The following is a 19700-nucleotide window of genomic DNA, read 5'->3' as shown; positions in this document are numbered from 1 at the left end:
CCCGCCTCAGGAGTTTGAACTGGAGGGTTTCGATGCCGCGCCATCGTATGAAATCGCCACATCGGCCTGATGCGACATGATGAACCCGATGGAGCGCAGTGATTCTTCGTACAGATGCGCCGCAAGACCGGCTGTGCGCGCCAGAAGCGGGACGGCCTTCAGGGCCTCCAACGGCCAGCCTGCATCAAGGATCACTGCCGGTATTGCACCGGACACGTTGATTGGCAGCGGTCTGTTGATAATCCCCGGCGCGTGTTTGGCCAGCATGCGGAGTGTTTCCACATAGCGCCCCGACACCCCCTGCTCGTCTGCAAGATCCAGCAATTTGATTGCCCGCGGGTCACCCTCGCTGTGTTGTGGATGGCCCAGACCCGGGATTTTCTTGCGCGCCGCCTTCAGCTCGTTCAGGCTTGCAATGACTGCGGTCTCAAGGTCGCAACCTTCGCTCTTTGCCTTTGCCATCCCCTGCGCAAGATATTGCCCGGACACCTCGGTGCTGCCCGCCACAACAGAGCCCATGCCCAGCAGACCTGCGGCCATCGCGCCCTGCCATGCCTCGGGGCCTGCCGCCAATGTCATGCGCGCGGCCTGAACGCTGGGCACCAACCCGTGTTCCGCAATTGCGACAAGACACGCATCAAGCATCTTGCGTTGGGCAGGTGTTGGTTTCTGACCAATCACCAGCAGCCAGAAGTAGTCACTGAAATCAATCTGACCAATCAAATCACTGCACAGGTCATAGCCCCGCACCGTGATCGTGTCGGCGTCCGATGTCGCGATTGCCGTTAAAGCCTGATTTTGCTTGCCTATTCGCATTTCGCTTCCTCTTTTTTCGCATACCGAAAATAATTTCTCTTGCCGAAAGAATTGCAGCGAATTATGGTTTCGTCAAGCTCGGTGTTTTTTGCCATTGTCACGGCAGATCAGTGGAGATGGAAAAGGGAGCCGCAGATGACACGGAATTTGAACAGGGTGCAGCATGCATGAGCCCGAAAAAGAACGCTGCAAAGATCACGGCGAAGCAGCGTCTAAAGCGACGGTAAAGAACAGCAAAAGCGCGCTTGAAAAACCAGCCGAATTTGTCGAGGCGCTGGCCAAAGGTCTCGCAATTATCGAAAGTTTTGATGTCTCCAGTCCCGAAATGACCCTGAGCGAAGTCGCGCGCAAGGTTGGGCTCAGCCCGGCGGCGGCCCGACGCAGCCTGATAACGCTCAAGACACTGGGCTATGTCGGGCAGAACAACAAAAGCTTTCACCTGCGCCCCAAAATCATGACCCTGGGGTCTGCGTTCTACTACTCGGCCCGAATCGATGAGGTGCTGCAGCCGTTCCTGCGCGATTTGGTGGCAAAATTTGGTGACGCCTCATCTGTTGGCACCCTTGATGGCAAGGATGTGATCTACATTGCCCATAGCTCTGTGCAACGTGCGCGCCGTGCAGCTGCGGTTGTTGGGGCCCGCTATCCGGCCTATGCTACCTCGCTTGCCCGCGTCTTGCTTGCCGGTCTTCCAGCCGCCGAACTTGACGCCTATTTTGACGATCTCGTGATTGAGCCGCTCACTTCAAAGACAATCACCGATCCCGTGGCATTGCGTGCAGAAATAGAGGCGGTCCGCGCAGCGCATTATTCAACAACCGTAGATCAGCTTGATTATGGCATCACCGCCCTGGCTGTCCCAATCCGCGCTGTGGATGGCCGGACAATCGCAGCCCTGAATACATCAGGCTACAGCGGCATGATTGATGCCGACTATTTGATCAACGAACGGCTTTCGCAACTGCGAACCGTTGCATCCAGCATTGCTCAGACCCTCACGCGCTATCCCGCGCTGGCGTCAGTTATCGGGCAATAGAAAAGGTACTTCAGGAGGGGAAACCAAGATGTGTAGACTGTGCGATCCGAACAAACCCCAGTTGCCCTGCCCCACGCGGCGCGACTTTCTTAAGGCAAGTGCTGCGGCCGGTGTTGCTGGCACAGCCGGCATTTCAATTGCAGGCACAGCGCAGGCGCAACAAGCGGCCGCCGCCACACTGCCTGACGGTGTCGGCGCACCCGGTCGGCGCGTGCTGATCAAAGGCGGCTCAGTTATGTCGATGGACGATGCGGTCGGCAACTTTGCCACTGGCGACGTGCTGATTGATGGCAAGACCATCGTCGCCGTCGGCGCCAACATTGACGCGCCCGACGCGGCGGTGATTGATGCCAAAGGCAAGATCGTCATGCCCGGATTTGTCGACACACATCACCACCAGTTTGAAACCGCCCTGCGCAGCCAACTGTCCAACGGCATTCTGGTGAATGATGGCCGCCCGGCAACTGCCTCCAACTACTATGAGACCATCTTGCAGGGCTTCTCGATGCACTACCGCCCCGAGGACGTCTATATTAACGAGCTGTTCGGCGGTATCGCCCAGCTGGATGCCGGTGTGACAACTGTAATGGACGTCAGCCAGATCCACCACTCCCCGAAACATTCAGACGCCGCCATTGAAGGTCTTCGTGATGCGGGCCGTCGTGGCGTATTTGGCTACTTCGAAGGCTGGGGCGAGCGCGCTAAATACCCGGCAGATGCCGCGCGCATCAAACAGCAGTATTTCTCGTCTGATGACCAGCTGACCACCATGGTCATGGGCGGCGAAATTTATCTGCCCGGCTATGAAGCCGCATGGAAGGTCGGTCGCGAACTGGACTTGCCAATTGCGCTGCACGTGGTTGGCACCTTTGGTATGCAGCCAACCTTTGACGAACTGGGCGCTGCAGGCATGTTCGGCGACGACAATATTTTCATCCACATGACAGGCATGTCTGAGGATGGCTGGAAATACGCCCAGGACGCCGGGGCGCATATCTCGCTTTCGGTCCCCATCGAGATGCACATGCGTCACGGCACGCCCCCCATCCAAAAAGCCATCGACATGGGTCTGTCTACCTCTTTGTCGACAGACGTCGAATGCACCATGACGGCGGATTTCTTCACCCAGATGCGCAGTTTGATCACGCTGCAACGCATGTTCGCCAACGAAAAGGCGCTGTCGGGTCAGGACTATCCCGACCTCATGCACTGCATGCAGGCCATCCGCCACGCCACGATGGGCGGTGCTGAAGGTCTGAAACTGGATCACAAGATCGGGTCTCTGACGCCGGGCAAAGAGGCGGACATCCTTCTGCTGGACGCCGAAGCCCTCAACGTGGCGCCGCTGAACAATGTCCCCGGTGCCGTTGTGACCCTGATGGAGCGCAGCAATGTCGATACAGTCATGGTCGCCGGCCAGGTGAAGAAATGGCAAGGCCAGATGCTGGGCTTTGACATCGAACGCCTGCGGGGGGAGCTGGAAACAAGCCGGGACTATCTGTTTGAAGCCGCGGGTGTTGAGCGCGACCTTTTCGCCTGAAGCACAACTGCCCCCGGCCGCGTGCTGCGGGGGCGCCTTATGAACAGGCCCCGCCTGGGGCAGCCCATTGATGAAGGAGTGAGAATTTGGCTCAGCTAGTTGCTACCTTGGCCTCGACCCACCACCCGTTTTACCTCAAAGCGACGACGATGCCGCCGGAACAGCAAATGCCGCAGGCGGCAGAGTGGAAACGCAAGATTGAAGCCTATCGTGAAACACTGGCGCGCACCAAACCGGATATTCTGGTGATGATCGGCTCCGATCACTTTCACCAGATATTTTTGGACAACTGCCCCCAGTTCCTGATCGGCAAGGCGCCGCGCTATGACGCGACATTCTACAATGAAGAACGAGAATTCGGCATTCCGAAATACGTGCTGGAAGGCGACGAAGACATGTCTGGCTTTATGCACCAGAACCTGATGGACCAGGACTTTGATTTTGCCTTTTCCAACGAGTTGAAGATCGACCATTCGATCATCTGCCCCATCATCACCGTGCGCCCGGACAATGATTTGCCCGTCGTGCCAATCTATACAAACATATTTGCGCCGCCCCTGCCCTCGCCAAAGCGGTTCTACAATCTGGGCCGCGCAATCCGCAAAGCGATTGACGCCTACCCGTCGGACAAGCGTGTTGCAGCCATCGGCACAGGCCACCTGTCGTTAGAATTGGGCGGGCCGCGTCAATTCATGGAAACCGGGCCGGACCCTGAGTTTGACCGTCAGGCGATCGAGTGGCTGCGCAACGGTGATATCGATGCGATCCTTGCCAATGTCGATCATGAAAGCATGGCCAAAAGCGGCAACGCCACCCACGGCTTCCTCAACTTCATCCTGATGTTGGGTGTGGCCGGCCCCGAAGGCGCGGATTACGTAGACAACCTTGATTTGTTTCACACCATGGAAGCCTACTTTACCTGGTATCCAAAGGAGACCGCAGCATGAGCAAGTATTACGTCAATAAATTCCTGTTCACAGTGGATCGCGACCCCGAATACCTCAAGCGCTACACTGAAGATCCGCACACTTTCGTCGCCATATGGGAACAATCCATCGGGCCACGCCTGAGCGATGCAGAAATGTCGACCGTAAACGGCTTCACTCCACAAGAGCGCAACGCGCTGATCAATCACGACTACGTCGCGCTTTTTGAGATGGGCGCGCATTTCTTCCTGAACCTGACACTTTTCATCGGCATCTATGATGAGCCTTACATGGAGAAAAGCGGCCCCCTGGCGTTCCAAAAGGAGTTTGCAGCCAAATTGCAGCACTGGGTTGGCAAGGACTACCCATCTGTCGCGACATGAGCCAACTGATGGAAGACAATAATTAGTCTTACGCATCTTCTCGGGCTCAGAGGATTGGGCCATGAGGAATCCCAACACATGCGGCCCCATGACCTTCCACCTGTTGGGACAAACCGTCTAAGGCGAGGTCTATTGTCAGGCAGGCCTACACCGAGCGGCCGCCCCAACGTCGAGTCAACATTTTGCCAGGAGGGCATTGTGAGCTGGCCGACCCCAGCAAGATTCGCGGCTCAACCACTGTGACTTTGGCCCCGCATCCGCGAAATATGCGGAATGACGTTCCGTTCTGCGGTATTGGAAGATAGCAATCGACTCCCTAGTCTGGCAACGAGAACGTCGGCTACACTCTGAGAAGGCGCAGTCGGCATTTTCCTTGGGAGGGGAACATGTATCTATTTCCAGAGCTGCAATGACAGCGATGACACCTGAAGAAGCCGTACAGCATGTGATGACCACCATCCCAACGTTTGCAGTGCATGACGTCGATGTGCGTGGTGTGACCGTAAAGGCATTCAAGGCCATCCCTGGCTCGGTTCCCGGGCTACTGGCGGCCGGTTGGGCACAGCACGGCGATGGCGCGCTTGAGTATCTGGCCTATGAGAGCGAAAGCTATACCTACGCCGAATTCACCAAATCGGTGAACCAGTTGGCGCATGCAATGCGGGATGAGCTGGGGTTGGGTCAAGGTGACCGGGTCGCCATTGCCATGCGGAATTATCCCGAACTCTTGATGCTCGTTCTGGCGATTTCCTCGATCGGAGGGGTCGTGGTTTTTGTAAACGCGTGGTGGACAAGCGAAGAGCTGGACTATGCTTTACAAGACAGCGAAGCCCATGTGATTTTTGCAGACGGGCTGCGCATGGAACGGTTGCTGCCACTTTGCGACACACGGGATCTGACCCTGATTGGTGTGCGCGACGCAGAGGGGCAAACCGCACATGACCTCAGCGCTCTCAAACGCAATGCGCGTGCCGAGACCGCCCCGGTGGTTGATATCGACACCGATGATGATTTTGCCATCATGTATTCGTCGGGGACGACGGGCCAGCCAAAAGGCGTGGTGCAAACCCATCGAGGCGCGCTCAACGCAGTGTTCAGCTGGTTGATGCAATCGGTGACCGCGCCGCTGATCACCCCGCCGGAACCCGAGGCCCCAGAGCCGTTGCGCCCGTCAGCGCTTGTGGTGACACCGCTTTTTCATGTGACGGCAACCCACCCGCTATTTTTGCTCAGCCTGCCGGCCGGGGCCAAGATCACACTGATGTACAAGTGGGATCCGGAAGAGGCAGTCCGCCTGATACGGGACAATAATATCACGCGTTTTTTGGGGGTTCCGACGCAATCCGCCGAACTGATGACTGCTGCTCTCAAGATGGGCGAGACGCTTCCGTCGATAGATTATCTTGGGGCCGGCGGCGCCAAACGGCCCGGCGCACAGGTCGCAAAACTGGCCGAAGCCTTTCCCAATGCCGGGGTCGCAACGGGCTGGGGCATGACGGAAACCAACGCCCTGGGCATTGGCATGATCGGCGACGACTACAAGGCCCGCCCCGATAGTGCCGGCAAACTGCATCCCCCCCTGCAAGAGCTCCGCATGCTGGATGACGCAGGCAATGACGTCCCCCTGGGCGCATTGGGCGAGATCACTGTCAAAAGTGCCGCAAACATGCGGTGTTATCTGAATAAACCAGAGGCAACGGATGAGGTTCTGCAAGATGGCTGGCTGCGCACTGGCGATCTGGGTGTGCTCGACGCGGATGGCTTTGTGACCATCCTGGACCGTAAGAAGAACATCATTATCCGTGGCGGCGAAAACATCGCCTGCCTGGATGTTGAAGGCGCCCTACACCACCATCCCGACGTTCTGGAAGCAGCGGCATTTTCTGTGCCTGACGAGCGGCTGGGAGAAGCGGTGGGCGCGGCTGTGCAGCTCAAAGCCGGGGCCCAGCTTAGCCTGGAAGACATGGTCGCCTTTCTTGATGGGCATCTCGCGACATACAAAATGCCCACCCACCTGTGGACCCAGCACGACATATTGCTGCGCGGTGCAACCGACAAAATAGACCGCCGTGCGATCCGTACAGCCTGTCTGAACAATAAAGAGGCCTAAAAATGAATACCCCAACCGAAACAGAAATCGGCAGCTATATCGCCGAGGCTGGCACCGCTGCCTGGCAAGTGCCCGGATTGGACGAGACCACTCCAAAAACGCCCGATCAAGACCGTTGGCATCATTGGTGCCGGCACCATGGGCGGTGGCATTGCGATGAATTTTGCCACCGCAGGCATTTCGGTGCGCATTGTCGAGACCACACAAGAGGCGCTGGATCGCGGCCTGAACGTTGTGCGTGGCAACTACCAGCGCTCGTCAGACAAGGGTCGTTTCCCACAGGACGAAGTCGAGGCCCGCATGGCACGGTTTGATGGCCGCCTCGCGCTTGCTGATCTTGCGGAGTGTGACCTTGTGATTGAGGCTGTGTTCGAAAACATGGACCTAAAGCGCCAGATCTTCACCGAACTGGATCGCGTTATGAAACCGGGAGCCATTCTGGCCACGAACACCTCGGCACTGGATATCAACGAAATTGCCTCGATGACGCAGCGGCCCCAAGACGTGATCGGGCTGCATTTCTTCTCGCCTGCGAACGTGATGAAACTGCTGGAAATCGTGCGCGCCAAACATACAGCGGATGATGTGGTTGCGACCTGCATGGCGCTGGCGAAAGATATCAACAAAATCGCAACGCTTGTTGGTGTGTGCCCAGGTTTTGTCGGCAACCGCATCCTGTTTGCGCGTCAAATTCAAGCCAACAAACTGGTCTATCAGGGGGTGATGCCCTGGGATGTTGATGCCGCACTGAACGCGTTTGGCTTTAAGATGGGCCCGTTCCAGATGAGCGATCTTGCGGGGCTGGATATCGGCTGGTCAAAGGGCGCCAAAACCGACAACCCAATCCGCGATGCATTGTGTGAGCTGGACCGGCGCGGCCAAAAGACCAAGGCAGGGTTTTACGACTATGACGAGGCACGCCGCCCAGTACCCTCGGAGATCACCGCCGGGATCATCCGCGACATCACCGGTGCAAAGCCCGCAACGATGGGCCCCGACGAGATCGTTGAAACCTGCATTTACCCCATGATCAACGAAGCCGTGAAAATCATGGAGGAGAACAAGGCGCAGCGCCCCTCTGATATCGATGTGGTGTGGCTAAACGGCTATGGCTGGCCGGCCGACAAGGGGGGACCGATGTTTTACGGCGACATGGTTGGAGCCAAAGCGGTTCTGGCCCGGATGGAAAAGCTTGGCACCGAGGATGACGCCTTTGCGCCTGCGCAGACACTGCGCAAACTGGCGGCTGAGGGTGGCGCCTTCACCCAGATCGACACCGGAGGTTTGATCGTATGAGCTATGATTTCATCAAAACCGAAACCAAGGGGCATATCCTTGTGGTCACCATGAACCGACCCGAAGTCTACAATGCCGTGCATGTCGATATGCACAACGAAATGGCTGACTGCTGGGATAAATTTGCCGCCGATCCAGACCTTTGGGTTGCTGTGCTGACGGGCGCCGGAGACAAGGCCTTCACGGCAGGCAACGATCTAAAGGCCACGGCAACAGGTGGCAGCAAGGCCAAAATGACCGAAACCGGTTTTGCCGGGCTGTCGTCCCGCTTTGATCTGGAAAAGCCCATTATCGCTGCCGTCAATGGGTTTGCGATGGGCGGCGGATTTGAAACGGCGCTGTCCTGTGACATTATCCTGGCCTCGGAAAACGCCAAATTTGCCCTGCCCGAGGTCAAGGTCGGCTTCTTTGCCGCCGCATCGGGCGTTCAGCGCCTGTCGCGCTACATTGGCCGGCTGGCGGCGCAGGCAGTGATGTTCACCGGTCGCACCATCACTGCCACTGAGGCGCTGGCTTTGGGCTGTATCAACGAAATACATCCGCATGCTCAGCTGATGGAAAAAGCGATGGAAAAGGCCGAGCAGCTTTGCACGGTGTCCCCCTCGGCGGTCAAAGCCACCAAACGGGTGCTGAACGACATGGCCCTGCGGGACGGCATGGCCGGCAGCATCGCCTATTCCCGCGAGGTCATCGCCGATCTGGCCAAAACCGAAGATTTAAAAGAAGGCGTCAATGCTTTCGTCGAGACTCGTGCGCCCAAGTGGGTGAACGAGTAATTCTGCCAAAAGGAGACATGCAAATGTCCGACACCTCCGCTCCAACCAGTCTGAACAATCTGGAAATGTCCGAGAAGGCCAAGCCGCTTTTGGACGCCGTGATCAAACACATCCGCGAGAACGTGGATCCGATGACCGAAGAATATCACCGCCTTGGCGAAGGACGCAAAGATCGCTGGTCCTATGCGCCGGGGCAATTGGAATTGATGGAAGCCGCCAAACAAAAGGCCCGTGACGCCGGTCTTTGGAACTTCTTTCTGCCCAATGCTGAAACCGGCGAAGGCCTGTCCAACCTCGATTACGCCTATATCGCGGCAGAGCTTGGCAAAAACCCACTGGCCTCTGAAACACTAAACTGCTCGGCACCGGATACGGGCAATATGGAAGTGCTGGAGCGCATCGGCACCGCGCAGCAAAAAGAGCAATGGCTCAAGCCGCTGCTGGCGGGGGAAATTCGCTCGGCTTTTGCCATGACCGAACCCGATATGGCATCCTCGGACGCCCGCAACATCTCGACCTCGGCGGTTCTGGAGAACGGCGAATGGGTTATCAACGGCGAGAAATACTACATTTCCGGCGCGGGTGATCCGCGCTGCAAGATCATGATCGTTATGGTCAAAACCTCGCCCGATGCCGAAGCCTTCCGGCAGCAATCCCAGATCCTGGTGCCGATGGATCATCCGGGCGTCGAAATCCTTGGCCCCATGCATGTCTTTGGCCATGACGATGCGCCACACGGCCATATGCACAGCAGGTTCACGGACGTGCGCGTGCCGGAAGAAAACATTCTGTGGGGAGAAGGCCGCGGCTTTGAAATCTCGCAGGTGCGCCTTGGACCCGGCCGCATTCATCACTGCATGCGCTCGATTGGACAGGCGGAACGCGCGCTTGATCTGATGATTGACCGCGGCCTGAACCGGGTCGCGTTCAAAAAGAAGATCATCGACCTGGGCAAAAACATGGAGACGATTTCCCGTGCCAAGATCGAAATTGAAATCGATGCGTCTTCTGGTTTTGAAAGCGGCCAAGGCGATGGATGTCCTTGGCAACAAAGAAGCCCGCATCTGGGTGTCCATGATCAAAGCCAAGGTGCCAGAGCAGGTCTGTGACATCATCGATCAGGCGATGCAGGTGCATGGGGCAACGGGCATCAGCCAGTGGTCGCCGCTGTCCGGCATGTACGCGCAACAGCGCACGTTGCGCTATGCGGATGGGCCAGACGAGGTGCACCACCACGTCATCGCCCGTCACGAGGTAAAGACCTACCAAGACAGCAATTCCCGTCAGGACGCCATCAAGGGCGACACCCAAGCCCGCGGTTCAGGAGGGTTCATGGGATGAGCCTGTTTGATCTGACGGGAAAGGTCGCACTGCTTACAGGCGCGTCCAAAGGTATGGGATTGGCGATGGCAACAGCCCTCGCCGATCACGGTGCCACGGTGGTGATCTCTGCACGCAAGCAAGAGGCGCTGGACACAGCAGCGGCGGGCATCAATGCCCGCGGCAAAGGCACCGCATATGCAGTGTCCTGCAATGTCGGTGACAAGGATCAGCTGCAGGCGCTCGTGGACAAGACCCATGCGCTCGCAGGGCCAATCGACATTGTGATCGGCAATGCCGGGGGTCAATCCCTACTACGGGAAAACCTCAAAAATCGACGATGAGGCCTATCGCAAAACAATGGACGCCAATGTCCTGTCCAATCTCTGGCTTGCCCAAATGGTGGCGCCTGACATGATTGCAAAAGGGGCAGGCTCGATGGCGTTCACCTCGTCAATCGGCGCCTTTAAGCCCTCGGTCATGCTTGGCACCTATGGCGTCTAAAAGCTTGCGTTGATCGGATTGGTACGCAACCTCGCGGCCGAGTTCGGGCCAAAGGGCATCCGTTTTAATGCGATTTGTCCGGGCCTTGTGAAAACCGAATTCGCGCGGGAGCTATGGGACAATCCCGAAGTGGCCGAAAAATACCAAAGTGAAATCCCGCTGCGCCGTTTAGGTGAACCCGAAGACTTTGCCGGTATCGCCGTCTTTCTCGCATCAGACGCAAGCAAATACATGACCGGACAGGCGCTTACCGTCTGTGGCGGATCCAGCATGGGGTCTTGATATGGAGCTGAAAGACAAAATCTGCGTCGTCACAGGCGCCGCAAGCGGCATTGGCCGGGCTCTGTGCCGGGCTTTTGCCGCCGAAGGCGCCCGCCATGTTGTCTGTGTAGACATCAATGGCGAGGGGGCTGCGCAAACGGCCAAAGACATCGGCGGCCATGCCTTTCGCGTCGATGTGTCAGATGAAGCGCAGATCAGCGCGATGGTAGACGCGGTCGAGCAAGACATCGGCCCGATTGATCTGTTCTTTTCCAACGCAGGCATCGCTGTGGGTGGCGGCATGGAAACCCCGAACGGCGACTGGCAACGCTCTTGGGATATCAATGTGATGGCCCATGTTTGGGCGGCGCGCAAACTTGCGCCCCTTATGGCCACCCGTGGCGGCGGATACCTGTTGAACACATCTTCGGCGGCAGGGTTGCTGAACCAAATTGGCTCAGCCTCCTATGGGGTCACCAAACATTCCGCCGTCGGGCTGGCGGAGTGGATCGCAATCAGTCATGGCGATGACGGCATCAAAGTTTCTGTCTTGTGCCCGCAAGCGGTGCGCACAGAAATGACCCGCGGCCATTGATCACGTGGCGGCGATCAATGGCATGATGGAGCCCGAACCGGTGGCGCAAATCTGCGTAGACGCCATCCGCAATGAAACCTTCCTGATCCTGCCCCATGAAGAGGTGCGCGACTACATGGCAAACAAGACCGCCGATTATGACCGGTGGATTGGTGGCATGCGCAAACTGAACCGCCGTTTTGGAGATCACGAGCTTTGAACGGGTCTTATTGAACCGATCTTGAGCGCAACAAGATCGGTTTTTTCGCGCGCGAGTTCCATCACCAGCTGCGATGAGAAATCGCGTCCGCAGCGCTCTTGTGCCTAGGTGGCACCACCGGCCGCTCGGGCGATCCATTTGAATTCTCATCGAAATTCATGGATCGCACGGTCGGATAGAGCAGCCCGACCTTGCAGATAGCAGGCGCTATACCTCCAGCCACTCCTTGCGCACATCCTCGCGCTCTTTCAGTTCTGCAGGCGTGCCCTCAAACACAACCTGACCATGCCCCATGACATAAACCCGGTGCGCGATGTCCATGGCAATCGAGAGCTTTTGCTCGACCAACAAGGTGGAAATACCCCGGTCTGCAATCCCTTTCAGAACATCCGCGACCTTTTGCACCATCTGCGGCGAAAGACCTTCGGTCGGCTCATCAATCATCACAAAATCAGGGTCCCCCATCAGCGTGCGGCACATTGTCAGCATTTGCTGCTCGCCGCCTGACAGAACCGAAGCCTCAACATCCGCCCGCTCGTTCAGGTTGGAAAACATGTCGAACATCATCTGCATAGACCAGCGGCCAGCACCGTCCTTTTGACCTGGCTTCAACCCCAAGGTCAGGTTCTGCCGGGTGGTCAGGCCGGGAAAGATATCCCTGTTTTCCGGAACATAGCCAATGCCCATATTGGCAATTTCAAAAGCCTTGCGCCCGGCGATCTCCTGCCCTTTGAATTTGACCGAGCCTTTCGGCTCTACCTCGCCCATGATTGCCTTGCAGGTGGTCGAGCGCCCAACGCCATTGCGGCCCAGCAGCGCAACAATCTCGCCTTCTTGCTCCTTCAGTGTAACACCCTGAAGGATATGTGATTTGCCATAATAGGCGTGCATGTCAGTGACTTCGATCAATGTTCTGCCTCCAGAGCTGCACCAAGATAGGCTTCCTGAACTTTCGGATCGGCCCGCACGTCTGCTGGTTTTCCTGTTGCAATGATTTCTCCGTAGACAAGCACCGAAATGCGATCAGCAAGGCCGAACACAACGCCCATATCATGCTCAACCATGATCAGCGTTTTTCCCTCGGTCACCTTCATGATCAGATCTGTGATATAGTCGGTTTCCGAATGGCTCATGCCGGCGGTTGGTTCATCCAACATGATGACCTCGGCACCGCCAGCGATCGTTATGCCGATTTCAAGCGCCCGTTGTTCAGCATAGCTTAGCGTGCCGGCAGGAAGGTTGCGGCGCTCCAACAGGTTGATCTGTTCAAGAATAGCATCCGCCCCCTCGGTCAGCTGGCGCGAGCTATTGACCAGATTCCAGAAGGAATATTTGTACCCCTGCGCCCATAGCAGCGCGCAACGAACATTTTCGAACACTGTCATCGCCGGAAAGATATTTGTGATCTGAAACGAGCGCGACAGGCCCATGCGATTGATCTGGAAAGGTTGCAATCCAAGCAGATCCTGGCCGTGCAGTTTGACGGTGCCCGCTGTTGGCGCAAAGCGCGCTGTGATCAAATTAAACAGCGTGGATTTCCCCGCCCCGTTTGGTCCAATGATCGCATGACGTTCCGATTTGCCAATCGACAGATCAATGCCGCGAATGATCTCGGCCTGTCCAAAACTCTTCTTCAGACCCGTAAGCTCTAGCGCAGGTACGCTCATGATACATCTCCTGCCGAGTTCGCTTCGCCCCAGGCGTCTTTCAACGCAGGTGCAGTCCGCTTGGCGATACCAATACCAACGCCCGTAACCGCGATGGCGATGAGCCATGGCAGCAGGGTATGGCTGTCAAAGGTTGTCCAGAACAACGTCATTTCATTGTCTCCCCGTGCGGCATGACGAAAGTGAAACGTCATTTCAACCAGCGCGCAAAAACCCAATATTCCGATCGCTGCGGGGATTAATGTTTTGATGTAGGGCATGACCAATAACCTGGCCTTCCCTAGCTTAAATACCGGCACATGCATCATCATCAACCCGGCCAGACCGCCTGGAAAGTACATCACAGTCGCAAGGAAGAGCGACCCTGCGTAAAACGCCCACAGCTCGGTCTGAAGGCTGAGAACCGTCTGGACCAGCGTAAAGACAATCGCCCCGATGATCGGCCCGAAAAAGAAGCCAACCCCGCCCAAAAACGTCACCAGAAGGATGACACCTGACGCGTTGTATTCAGGTTTTCCTCGGTCAGGATTTCATAGTTGATCGCGAAAAGCCCCCCCGCAATACCGGCAAAGAAGCCTGACGCCACAAAGCTGTAAAAGCGCACCCAACGGGCCGAATAGCCCAGGAACTCGGCGCGTTCCGGATTGTCTCGCACAGCGTTCGCCATGCGCCCGACCGGGGTGCGCGACCAAAGGTACATCAATGCGGCCGACAGCAGCACCCAAAAGGATGTCAGGTAGTAGACATTGATCTGCTGCAAAAACTCGTTACCAAAAAGCGGCATCGCATATGTCCGGTCACCCGAGATACCCTCTTCGCCGCCATAAAACGCAACAATAATCACTGAACTGGCAGCGATCAGCTCGCCCACTCCCAAAGAGATCATTGCAAATACGGTTCCGGCGCTCCGGGTCGAGAAGGACCCGACGATCATCGCAAGCCCGGCGCCAAAAAGCCCCCCAAAGACAGGCAGCACAGGCAGCGGGAAGCTCGCGAAAAAGTCAGTCGCATTCATGATATGCATGCAGGCAAAGCCACCGACGCCGGCATAGACCGCATGGCCAAAAGACAGCATGCCACCCTGCCCGAGCAACATATTGTAGGCAAGCGCAAATATCACGGTGATCCACATCTGGTTCATAATGGTCAGCGCGGAGTTGGACGTGAATATATAGGGCATGATCATCAGCGCGAGACAGCCGCCAGAAGCCAGGGCCCAAAGGTAAGCGTCATGGAGCCTGCGCGCATCCGCTGCGCGGGCTTGCTTGGGTCTGTTGTCAGGTCTTGGGTCATGATTCACGCTTTCCGAAGAGGCCTGCAGGTCGGAAGATCAGGATCAAGACCATCAAGACGTAGGGCAAAATATCTGCAATCTGCGGGCTGGTAACGGTCCACAGATCACGCAGAGCGTGCTCGCTCAGATTTTCGGGGGTCGATATGCCAATCGCATTAGAATGTCGGACATGGCGAGATTGTAGGACTTGGCAAAGGTGGTAATCCAGCCGATCAGCAAAGAGGCCACAAGTGCGCCCCAAAGGGAGCCCAGCCCGCCAATCACAATGGTCAAAAAAACGATGGAGCCAAGAACAAATGCCATACCGGGAAAGGTTCCCAACACCGGCCCTGCGATCCCGCCACCCACGCCCGCCAATGCGGTGCCCACGCCAAACACGCCCATAAAGATCAATGGCACGTTGTGGCCCAGAGACTCGACCGTGCGCGGATAGCTCAGAGCCGCCTGAATGATCATTCCAATACGCGTCTTCGTCAGAATATACAGCAAGCCAATGAAGATCGCGACGGAGGTGAAAATCATAAAAATCTTGTACGCCGGGATCGAGTTTCCAGCGATGGAAAAGGCGGTGAAATTCAGAACTTCGGGAATGTTGTAAGGCATCTGGTTTTTGCCCCAGACGAATTGCACCAATTCCTCGATCAAAAGCGCCAGACCGAATGTGAAAATCAGTTCTGGCACATGCCCATATTGGTGAACACGCCGCAGCCCGTATCTTTCAACGCCTGCGCCAAGAACGCCGACAATGAGCGGGGCAACAAGCAAACCCACCCAAAATCCAAGCGCAATACTGATTTGATAGGCAAAATACGCGCCCAACATATAGAAACTCGCATGGGCAAAATTAAGAACGCCCATCATTGAGAAAATGAGCGTTAGGCCAGCCGAAAGCATGAACAAAAGCAATCCGGTGACAAGCCCGTCGATTAAGTTGACGAGGATGAGTTCCATCGGTCCCCCAAAGGGTTGGTATTGATCTGAGATGAAGGAGCCGCCCTGCAATTGCAGAGCGGCGATGAAGCTGCCCTTATGGGCGCTTCATTTTACAGGTTGTCGGGCTGTCCATGGACGCCATTTCAACCGTCGATTCTGTCACAATGCCATAGCCGGAATTGTCGTAATCGAACTCAACGTCGTCATTCGTGTGAACGCCGACGTTCAGATTTTGGATGATCTGGTGATCTTGTGGCCGCATGAACAGTTTCGTGCCCCACATGGAATCGTATTCCATGCCCTCCAGCTGGCTCGCAACCGCCACAACATCATCGGCTGTGCCTGCGGCTTCGATGGCGGTCGACAACATGCCGATCACGTTAAAGATACGGCTCTGGTCGATGTTGCCCTCCGGGTACTTCACCTTGAACGCATTGTAGGTTTCGCGTGCTGTATCCGACCCAATCGGGTTGATGGCACCCTGAGAAATCAAGCGAATACGCCCCTTTGCGGTATCGCCAAAGGCAGCTGTGATACCTGAACCGGCTGCGTAATAGGTGAAGATGGGGCCATCATAGCCATTTTCGATCAGCGACTTACCCAGACCCAGCATATCCGCGCCCCAGTTGCCCGTGATGACAGCATCTGCTTCGGATGCAACGATTTTGCGCGAATAGGGGGTGAAATCTTTCACCTTACCGATCGGATGCAGCTCATTGCCAACGATCTCAACATCAGGCCGTTTGTCGGTCAGATTGGAGACAGCTGCAGCCGCAACCGCTTTACCAAAGGAATAGTCCTGGCCGATAATATAAACTTTTTTCAAGCTTTCATCAGCAGACATCACATCCGTGAGCGCATCCATTTTGATGTCTGCATTGGCGTCAAAACGGAAATGCCAAAAGTTGCATTTGTCATTGGTCAAAGCCGGATCAACGGCCGCATAGTTCAGAAAAAGAACCCGGCTATCCGGGTTGCGGCGGTTATGCTTTGCAATTGCTTCGGTCAGCGCGTTGGCAACGCCAGAAGAGTTACCCTGGGCGATGTAGCGAATGCCCTGATCAATCGCGACCTGCAATTGGATCAATGACTCTTTCGGGCTGATCTTGTTGTCAAACGCAACGATTTCGAAATTTGTGCCGCCAAGGACACCACCCTTTTCGTTGACCATATGGTCGGCCGCAAATTCAAACTGGTGCAACCCGTTTGTACCTGTGCTCGCGAAGGGGCCGGACAAAGGATCGATAAAGGCAATTTTGATATTTTCGGCAAAGGCAGCAGATGCACCGATCACCAAAGAAAGCGTTGAAACAACGCCAAGCTTAACCATTTTCTTCATGTTTTCCTCCCAAAAAACGATCTCGTGCCTCATCCACCCTGTGAAGCCCGCATCAATAGTGAAGAAAGACTTGCACAGTGTCGGTTTAAGTCAAGTCTCTGGACTCGACGTTTCGTCTCGCAAATCATTTTGGCGATTTCCGTAAGCACGTTCATTTACCTGGACTGCGCGAAAAAATCACCTGCACGATCCATTTTACCTATTGTTTTCATGTTGTTTTTTGAAATTAACTGTCAGAGGAAAAAAGGTCCGCAACCCGAAAGTCAATGCCCCGCCGCACAAAGTTACGCTCCGTATTTTCGAAAGGGGGTTTTGGTAGAATCACCCGATTCTTCGCCATCCCGCGCCACATGATTCCGCACTGCGGAACCGGTTACCGCAACTTCCGGTTGGGGGATTGAATGCTGATCTGTTTCGCCGCCTGAATCAGACGTGACGCATAGACAGCTTCAAGCCCTTTGGGCTTCACAAGAAACGAGGGACCGCCAACATTCAGGCCATAAACCCGGCTGCCATTCATCGAGAACACCGGAACAGCGATACCATTCACGTCTTTGCGCCATTGGCCATAACTCGTGCAAAAGCCTTTGACCTCATAAAACGATTTGGCCTCGGCATATTGCAGGCGAGCTTCGGCTTCGAACTCCGGGCTTTTGCGGCCAGCCAACTCAAACACGGCTTCGCGGGCGTCGCCGTCCTGGCCGATCAGAATGGCGCGCCCGATTGCCGAGGTGAAGAGCGGCAGACGGATGCCGACGCTGGCGACCAGTGCCACGCGTTCACGTGATCTGACGTATGCGATATAGACGACTTCAAGCTGATGCACTTCGCCCAAAGCGACGGAAATATACGAGTTTGGCCCATCGCGAAGCCGCAGCATCTCTTGTTGTGCCAGGTCTTGAATATCGATCCCCGACAGAACGCTGAACCCCAGGTTCAAGGCACCAGCCCCCAGCCGGTAGGTCCCGGCAGCAGGATCGGCAACGAGGTAGCCCAATTCGCAAAGCGTGTAGGTTAATCTGGAAATCGTCGCCTTGGGCAGGTTGGTCCGCTCAGAGAACTCAGCATTTGTCAGGCTGACTTCACCGTCGCGAAAACAGCTCAAAAGCTCTAAGCCGCGCGCCAATGCGGTGACAAAGTTTCTGTCTTTGTCCGTATCGTCGTTTGCCATTCCAACCACCACCCGACTATCCCTGCGTCAACGCATCACGGCCCTGTTCTGCAAGACCAGCACAAACAGACCAGCACAAAACCCCATCCTTTTCAGCGTCCGCACGGGATTGGACAGAACTCTTTCCAACCCACGCTTCAAGACGCCTTAATGCTCCCTGCCATAGGGAAGACTCCGAACACAAGATAGTAGCCGAAAGGGGCGACAGCCAAAAGACACTGGCGTTCGCAGGATTTCACCTCACACTCGTGGCTCGTTGCCAGCCTGGTTGCCAGCCTGGTTGGCAGTAGACCCGAAAGCGGCGCGTGTTGCCCCCCTGTACATATAGCTACAAGACTTCAAACAGACCGGCAGCCCCCATGCCACCGCCAACACACATGGTACACACAACGTATCTGGCACCGCGGCGTTTGCCTTCGATCAACGCATGTCCCACCATCCGCGCGCCAGACATGCCATAGGGGTGGCCAATGGAAATCGCGCCCCGCATCGACGTTCAGCAACTCGTCAGGAATGCCCAGTTTGCCGCGGCAATAAAGCACCTGTACCGCAAAGGCCTCGTTCAGCTCCCAAAGGCCGATATCATCCATCTTAAGCCCATGCGCCTGCAACAGGGGCGGCACGGCATAGATCGGACCAATGCCCATTTCGTCAGGCTCGCATCCCGCAGCCATCACGCCGACATAGCGACCCAGCGGTTCAAGCCCTGCTTTTTCCGCAGCTTTCGCCTCCATGATCACGCAGGCCGAGGCGCCGTCGCTTAGCTGGGATGCGTTGCCAGCGGTGATGAATTTACCCTCTTTCAGGGTCATGCCGTCCTTGAACACCGGGTTGAGGCCAGCAAGGCTTTCGGCTGATGTGCCGGGGCGGTTGCCTTCGTCTTTTTCAAGCCTGACTTCGCGTTCTGAAATCTCTTTGGTTTCGCGGTCCTGCACCATCATGGTTGAGGTCAGCGGCACAATTTCCGCATCGAAACGCCCTGCTTCCTGCGCCTGATGGGTGCGCGCCTGCGAGCGGGCTGAATAAGCATCCTGCTCTTCACGGCTCACGCCATAGCGCGCGGCAACGGTTTCTGCCGTTTCAAGCATCGACATATAGATGTCAGGCTTATGCTGCATCAGCCAGGGGTCGGCCTTCATCCGCAGCTCTTTTGTCTGCACCATCGAGATACTGTCGACACCGCCGCCGACCACGATGTCCATACCATCCATCACAACCTGTTTGGCGGCGGTCGCAATCGCCATCATACCAGAGGCACACTGACGATCCAGCGACATGCCCGCAGCACTGACGGGCAAACCGGCGCGCATCGCTGCCTGTCGCGCGATATTGCCGCCAGCGTGCCCCTGTTGCAGCGCAGCACCCAGGATCACATCCTGCACCAGGGCGGGATCAACGCCCGCCCGCGCAACGGCGTGCTCAATGGCATGGCCCGCCAACTGCTGTGGCGTGGTGTTGTTGAAGGCGCCCCGATAGGCTTTGCCAATCGGCGTGCGGGCGGTAGATACGATAACTGCGTCACGCATGTGAATAT

Annotated in this window: 16 protein-coding genes and 4 pseudogenes; 11 read left to right on the top strand and 9 right to left on the bottom strand. The window is 56.3% G+C overall.

All coding sequences use genetic code 11. The features are described from left to right. Positions 1 to 6 precede the first annotated feature (6 nt). Positions 7 to 816 (bottom strand): citryl-CoA lyase, encoded by an 810-nt coding sequence (locus tag B4968_RS19660; protein ID WP_083100998.1) that lies wholly within the window; start codon positions 814 to 816, stop codon positions 7 to 9. A gap of 163 nt (positions 817 to 979) precedes the next feature. Here B4968_RS19660 and B4968_RS19655 point away from each other — a divergent pair, with 163 nt between their 5' ends. The 11 genes and pseudogenes from B4968_RS19655 (at position 980) to B4968_RS19610 (ending at position 11762) form a co-directional block, all read left to right on the top strand. Then, the gene (locus tag B4968_RS19655; protein WP_083100997.1) at positions 980 to 1852 is read left to right on the top strand and encodes an IclR family transcriptional regulator domain-containing protein; all 873 of its coding nucleotides are present in this window, start codon (positions 980 to 982) and stop codon (positions 1850 to 1852) included. A 28-nt stretch (positions 1853 to 1880) separates the two neighbouring features. Further along, positions 1881 to 3392 carry an amidohydrolase family protein gene (locus tag B4968_RS19650; RefSeq protein WP_083100996.1) on the top strand — a complete coding sequence of 504 codons (1512 nt, stop codon included), beginning with the start codon at positions 1881 to 1883 and terminating at the stop codon, positions 3390 to 3392. Between the two features lie 86 nt (positions 3393 to 3478). After that, positions 3479 to 4339 carry a DODA-type extradiol aromatic ring-opening family dioxygenase gene (locus B4968_RS19645; RefSeq protein ID WP_083100995.1) on the top strand — a complete coding sequence of 287 codons (861 nt, stop codon included), beginning with the start codon at positions 3479 to 3481 and terminating at the stop codon, positions 4337 to 4339. After that, on the top strand, positions 4336 to 4701 hold the full coding sequence (locus B4968_RS19640) for a hypothetical protein (protein ID WP_083100994.1): 366 nt from the start codon (positions 4336 to 4338) through the stop codon (positions 4699 to 4701). Before B4968_RS19645 ends, B4968_RS19640 begins: the two co-directional genes overlap by 4 nt. A 409-nt stretch (positions 4702 to 5110) precedes the next feature. Beyond that, complete coding sequence (locus B4968_RS19635) at positions 5111 to 6811, top strand: class I adenylate-forming enzyme family protein (RefSeq protein WP_083100993.1); 1701 nt, start codon at positions 5111 to 5113, stop codon at positions 6809 to 6811. Between the two features lie 138 nt (positions 6812 to 6949). After that, complete coding sequence (locus B4968_RS19630) at positions 6950 to 8107, top strand: 3-hydroxyacyl-CoA dehydrogenase (RefSeq protein WP_241525866.1); 1158 nt, start codon at positions 6950 to 6952, stop codon at positions 8105 to 8107. Further along, positions 8104 to 8883 carry an enoyl-CoA hydratase-related protein gene (locus B4968_RS19625; protein WP_083100992.1) on the top strand — a complete coding sequence of 260 codons (780 nt, stop codon included), beginning with the start codon at positions 8104 to 8106 and terminating at the stop codon, positions 8881 to 8883. Before B4968_RS19630 ends, B4968_RS19625 begins: the two co-directional genes overlap by 4 nt. 65 nt (positions 8884 to 8948) lie before the next feature. Then, positions 8949 to 10224: pseudogene (locus tag B4968_RS19620) on the top strand (acyl-CoA dehydrogenase family protein). Then, on the top strand, positions 10221 to 10547 hold the full coding sequence (locus tag B4968_RS25385) for an SDR family NAD(P)-dependent oxidoreductase (RefSeq protein WP_277620966.1): 327 nt from the start codon (positions 10221 to 10223) through the stop codon (positions 10545 to 10547). The pseudogene B4968_RS19620 and the gene B4968_RS25385 overlap by 4 nt, the downstream one beginning before the upstream one ends. Continuing rightward, positions 10498 to 10989, top strand: a pseudogene (locus B4968_RS25935) (SDR family NAD(P)-dependent oxidoreductase). Before B4968_RS25385 ends, B4968_RS25935 begins: the two are co-directional and overlap by 50 nt. Position 10990: 1 nt before the next feature. Next, a pseudogene (locus B4968_RS19610) lies at positions 10991 to 11762 on the top strand (SDR family oxidoreductase). 207 nt (positions 11763 to 11969) lie between these two features. On the opposite strand, the gene B4968_RS19605 reads toward B4968_RS19610, so the two are convergent. The 8 genes and pseudogenes from B4968_RS19605 to B4968_RS19575 form a co-directional block, all read right to left on the bottom strand. Then, positions 11970 to 12653, bottom strand: a complete 684-nt coding sequence (locus tag B4968_RS19605; RefSeq protein WP_083101069.1) for an ATP-binding cassette domain-containing protein — start codon at positions 12651 to 12653, stop codon at positions 11970 to 11972. A 14-nt stretch (positions 12654 to 12667) separates the two neighbouring features. Then, positions 12668 to 13429: an ABC transporter ATP-binding protein gene (locus tag B4968_RS19600; RefSeq protein WP_083100991.1), complete on the bottom strand. Its 762-nt coding sequence runs from the start codon at positions 13427 to 13429 to the stop codon at positions 12668 to 12670. Next, complete coding sequence (locus B4968_RS24825; protein WP_241525864.1) at positions 13426 to 13908, bottom strand: hypothetical protein; 483 nt, start codon at positions 13906 to 13908, stop codon at positions 13426 to 13428. Before B4968_RS24825 ends, B4968_RS19600 begins: the two co-directional genes overlap by 4 nt. Beyond that, positions 13905 to 14609 (bottom strand): branched-chain amino acid ABC transporter permease, encoded by a 705-nt coding sequence (locus B4968_RS24820; RefSeq protein ID WP_241525863.1) that lies wholly within the window; start codon positions 14607 to 14609, stop codon positions 13905 to 13907. Before B4968_RS24820 ends, B4968_RS24825 begins: the two co-directional genes overlap by 4 nt. A 237-nt stretch (positions 14610 to 14846) precedes the next feature. Beyond that, on the bottom strand, positions 14847 to 15674 hold the full coding sequence (locus B4968_RS19590) for a branched-chain amino acid ABC transporter permease (protein ID WP_241525862.1): 828 nt from the start codon (positions 15672 to 15674) through the stop codon (positions 14847 to 14849). A gap of 76 nt (positions 15675 to 15750) precedes the next feature. Next, positions 15751 to 16995: a branched-chain amino acid ABC transporter substrate-binding protein gene (locus B4968_RS19585; RefSeq protein WP_083101068.1), complete on the bottom strand. Its 1245-nt coding sequence runs from the start codon at positions 16993 to 16995 to the stop codon at positions 15751 to 15753. Positions 16996 to 17368: 373 nt separating this feature from the next. Then, the gene (locus B4968_RS19580; protein WP_083100990.1) at positions 17369 to 18166 is read right to left on the bottom strand and encodes an IclR family transcriptional regulator; all 798 of its coding nucleotides are present in this window, start codon (positions 18164 to 18166) and stop codon (positions 17369 to 17371) included. Positions 18167 to 18494: 328 nt separating this feature from the next. Beyond that, a pseudogene (locus B4968_RS19575) lies at positions 18495 to 19692 on the bottom strand (acetyl-CoA C-acyltransferase). Positions 19693 to 19700 lie beyond the last annotated feature (8 nt).

The organism is Pseudophaeobacter leonis (genome assembly GCF_002087335.1).
GTDB classification, from domain to species: domain Bacteria; phylum Pseudomonadota; class Alphaproteobacteria; order Rhodobacterales; family Rhodobacteraceae; genus Pseudophaeobacter; species Pseudophaeobacter leonis.
Note: the sequence above shows the minus strand (reverse complement) of the source record. Positions and strands in the feature narration are given on the sequence as shown.

Bases quoted from the DNA above. Each gene is read 5' to 3' on its own strand.
- B4968_RS19650 (WP_083100996.1), top strand. From the start codon at position 1,881: ATGTGTAGACTGTGCGATCCGAACAAACCCCAGTTGCCCTGCCCCACG.
- B4968_RS19605 (WP_083101069.1), bottom strand. From the start codon at position 12,653: ATGCACGCCTATTATGGCAAATCACATATCCTTCAGGGTGTTACACTG.
- B4968_RS25385 (WP_277620966.1), top strand. From the start codon at position 10,221: ATGAGCCTGTTTGATCTGACGGGAAAGGTCGCACTGCTTACAGGCGCG.
- B4968_RS19585 (WP_083101068.1), bottom strand. From the start codon at position 16,995: ATGAAGAAAATGGTTAAGCTTGGCGTTGTTTCAACGCTTTCTTTGGTG.
- B4968_RS19655 (WP_083100997.1), top strand. From the start codon at position 980: ATGCATGAGCCCGAAAAAGAACGCTGCAAAGATCACGGCGAAGCAGCG.
- B4968_RS19580 (WP_083100990.1), bottom strand. From the start codon at position 18,166: ATGGCAAACGACGATACGGACAAAGACAGAAACTTTGTCACCGCATTG.
- B4968_RS19660 (WP_083100998.1), bottom strand. From the start codon at position 816: ATGCGAATAGGCAAGCAAAATCAGGCTTTAACGGCAATCGCGACATCG.
- B4968_RS19640 (WP_083100994.1), top strand. From the start codon at position 4,336: ATGAGCAAGTATTACGTCAATAAATTCCTGTTCACAGTGGATCGCGAC.
- B4968_RS19635 (WP_083100993.1), top strand. From the start codon at position 5,111: ATGACAGCGATGACACCTGAAGAAGCCGTACAGCATGTGATGACCACC.
- B4968_RS24820 (WP_241525863.1), bottom strand. From the start codon at position 14,609: ATGCCCTATATATTCACGTCCAACTCCGCGCTGACCATTATGAACCAG.
- B4968_RS19600 (WP_083100991.1), bottom strand. From the start codon at position 13,429: ATGAGCGTACCTGCGCTAGAGCTTACGGGTCTGAAGAAGAGTTTTGGA.
- B4968_RS19630 (WP_241525866.1), top strand. From the start codon at position 6,950: ATGGGCGGTGGCATTGCGATGAATTTTGCCACCGCAGGCATTTCGGTG.
- B4968_RS19625 (WP_083100992.1), top strand. From the start codon at position 8,104: ATGAGCTATGATTTCATCAAAACCGAAACCAAGGGGCATATCCTTGTG.
- B4968_RS19590 (WP_241525862.1), bottom strand. From the start codon at position 15,674: ATGGAACTCATCCTCGTCAACTTAATCGACGGGCTTGTCACCGGATTG.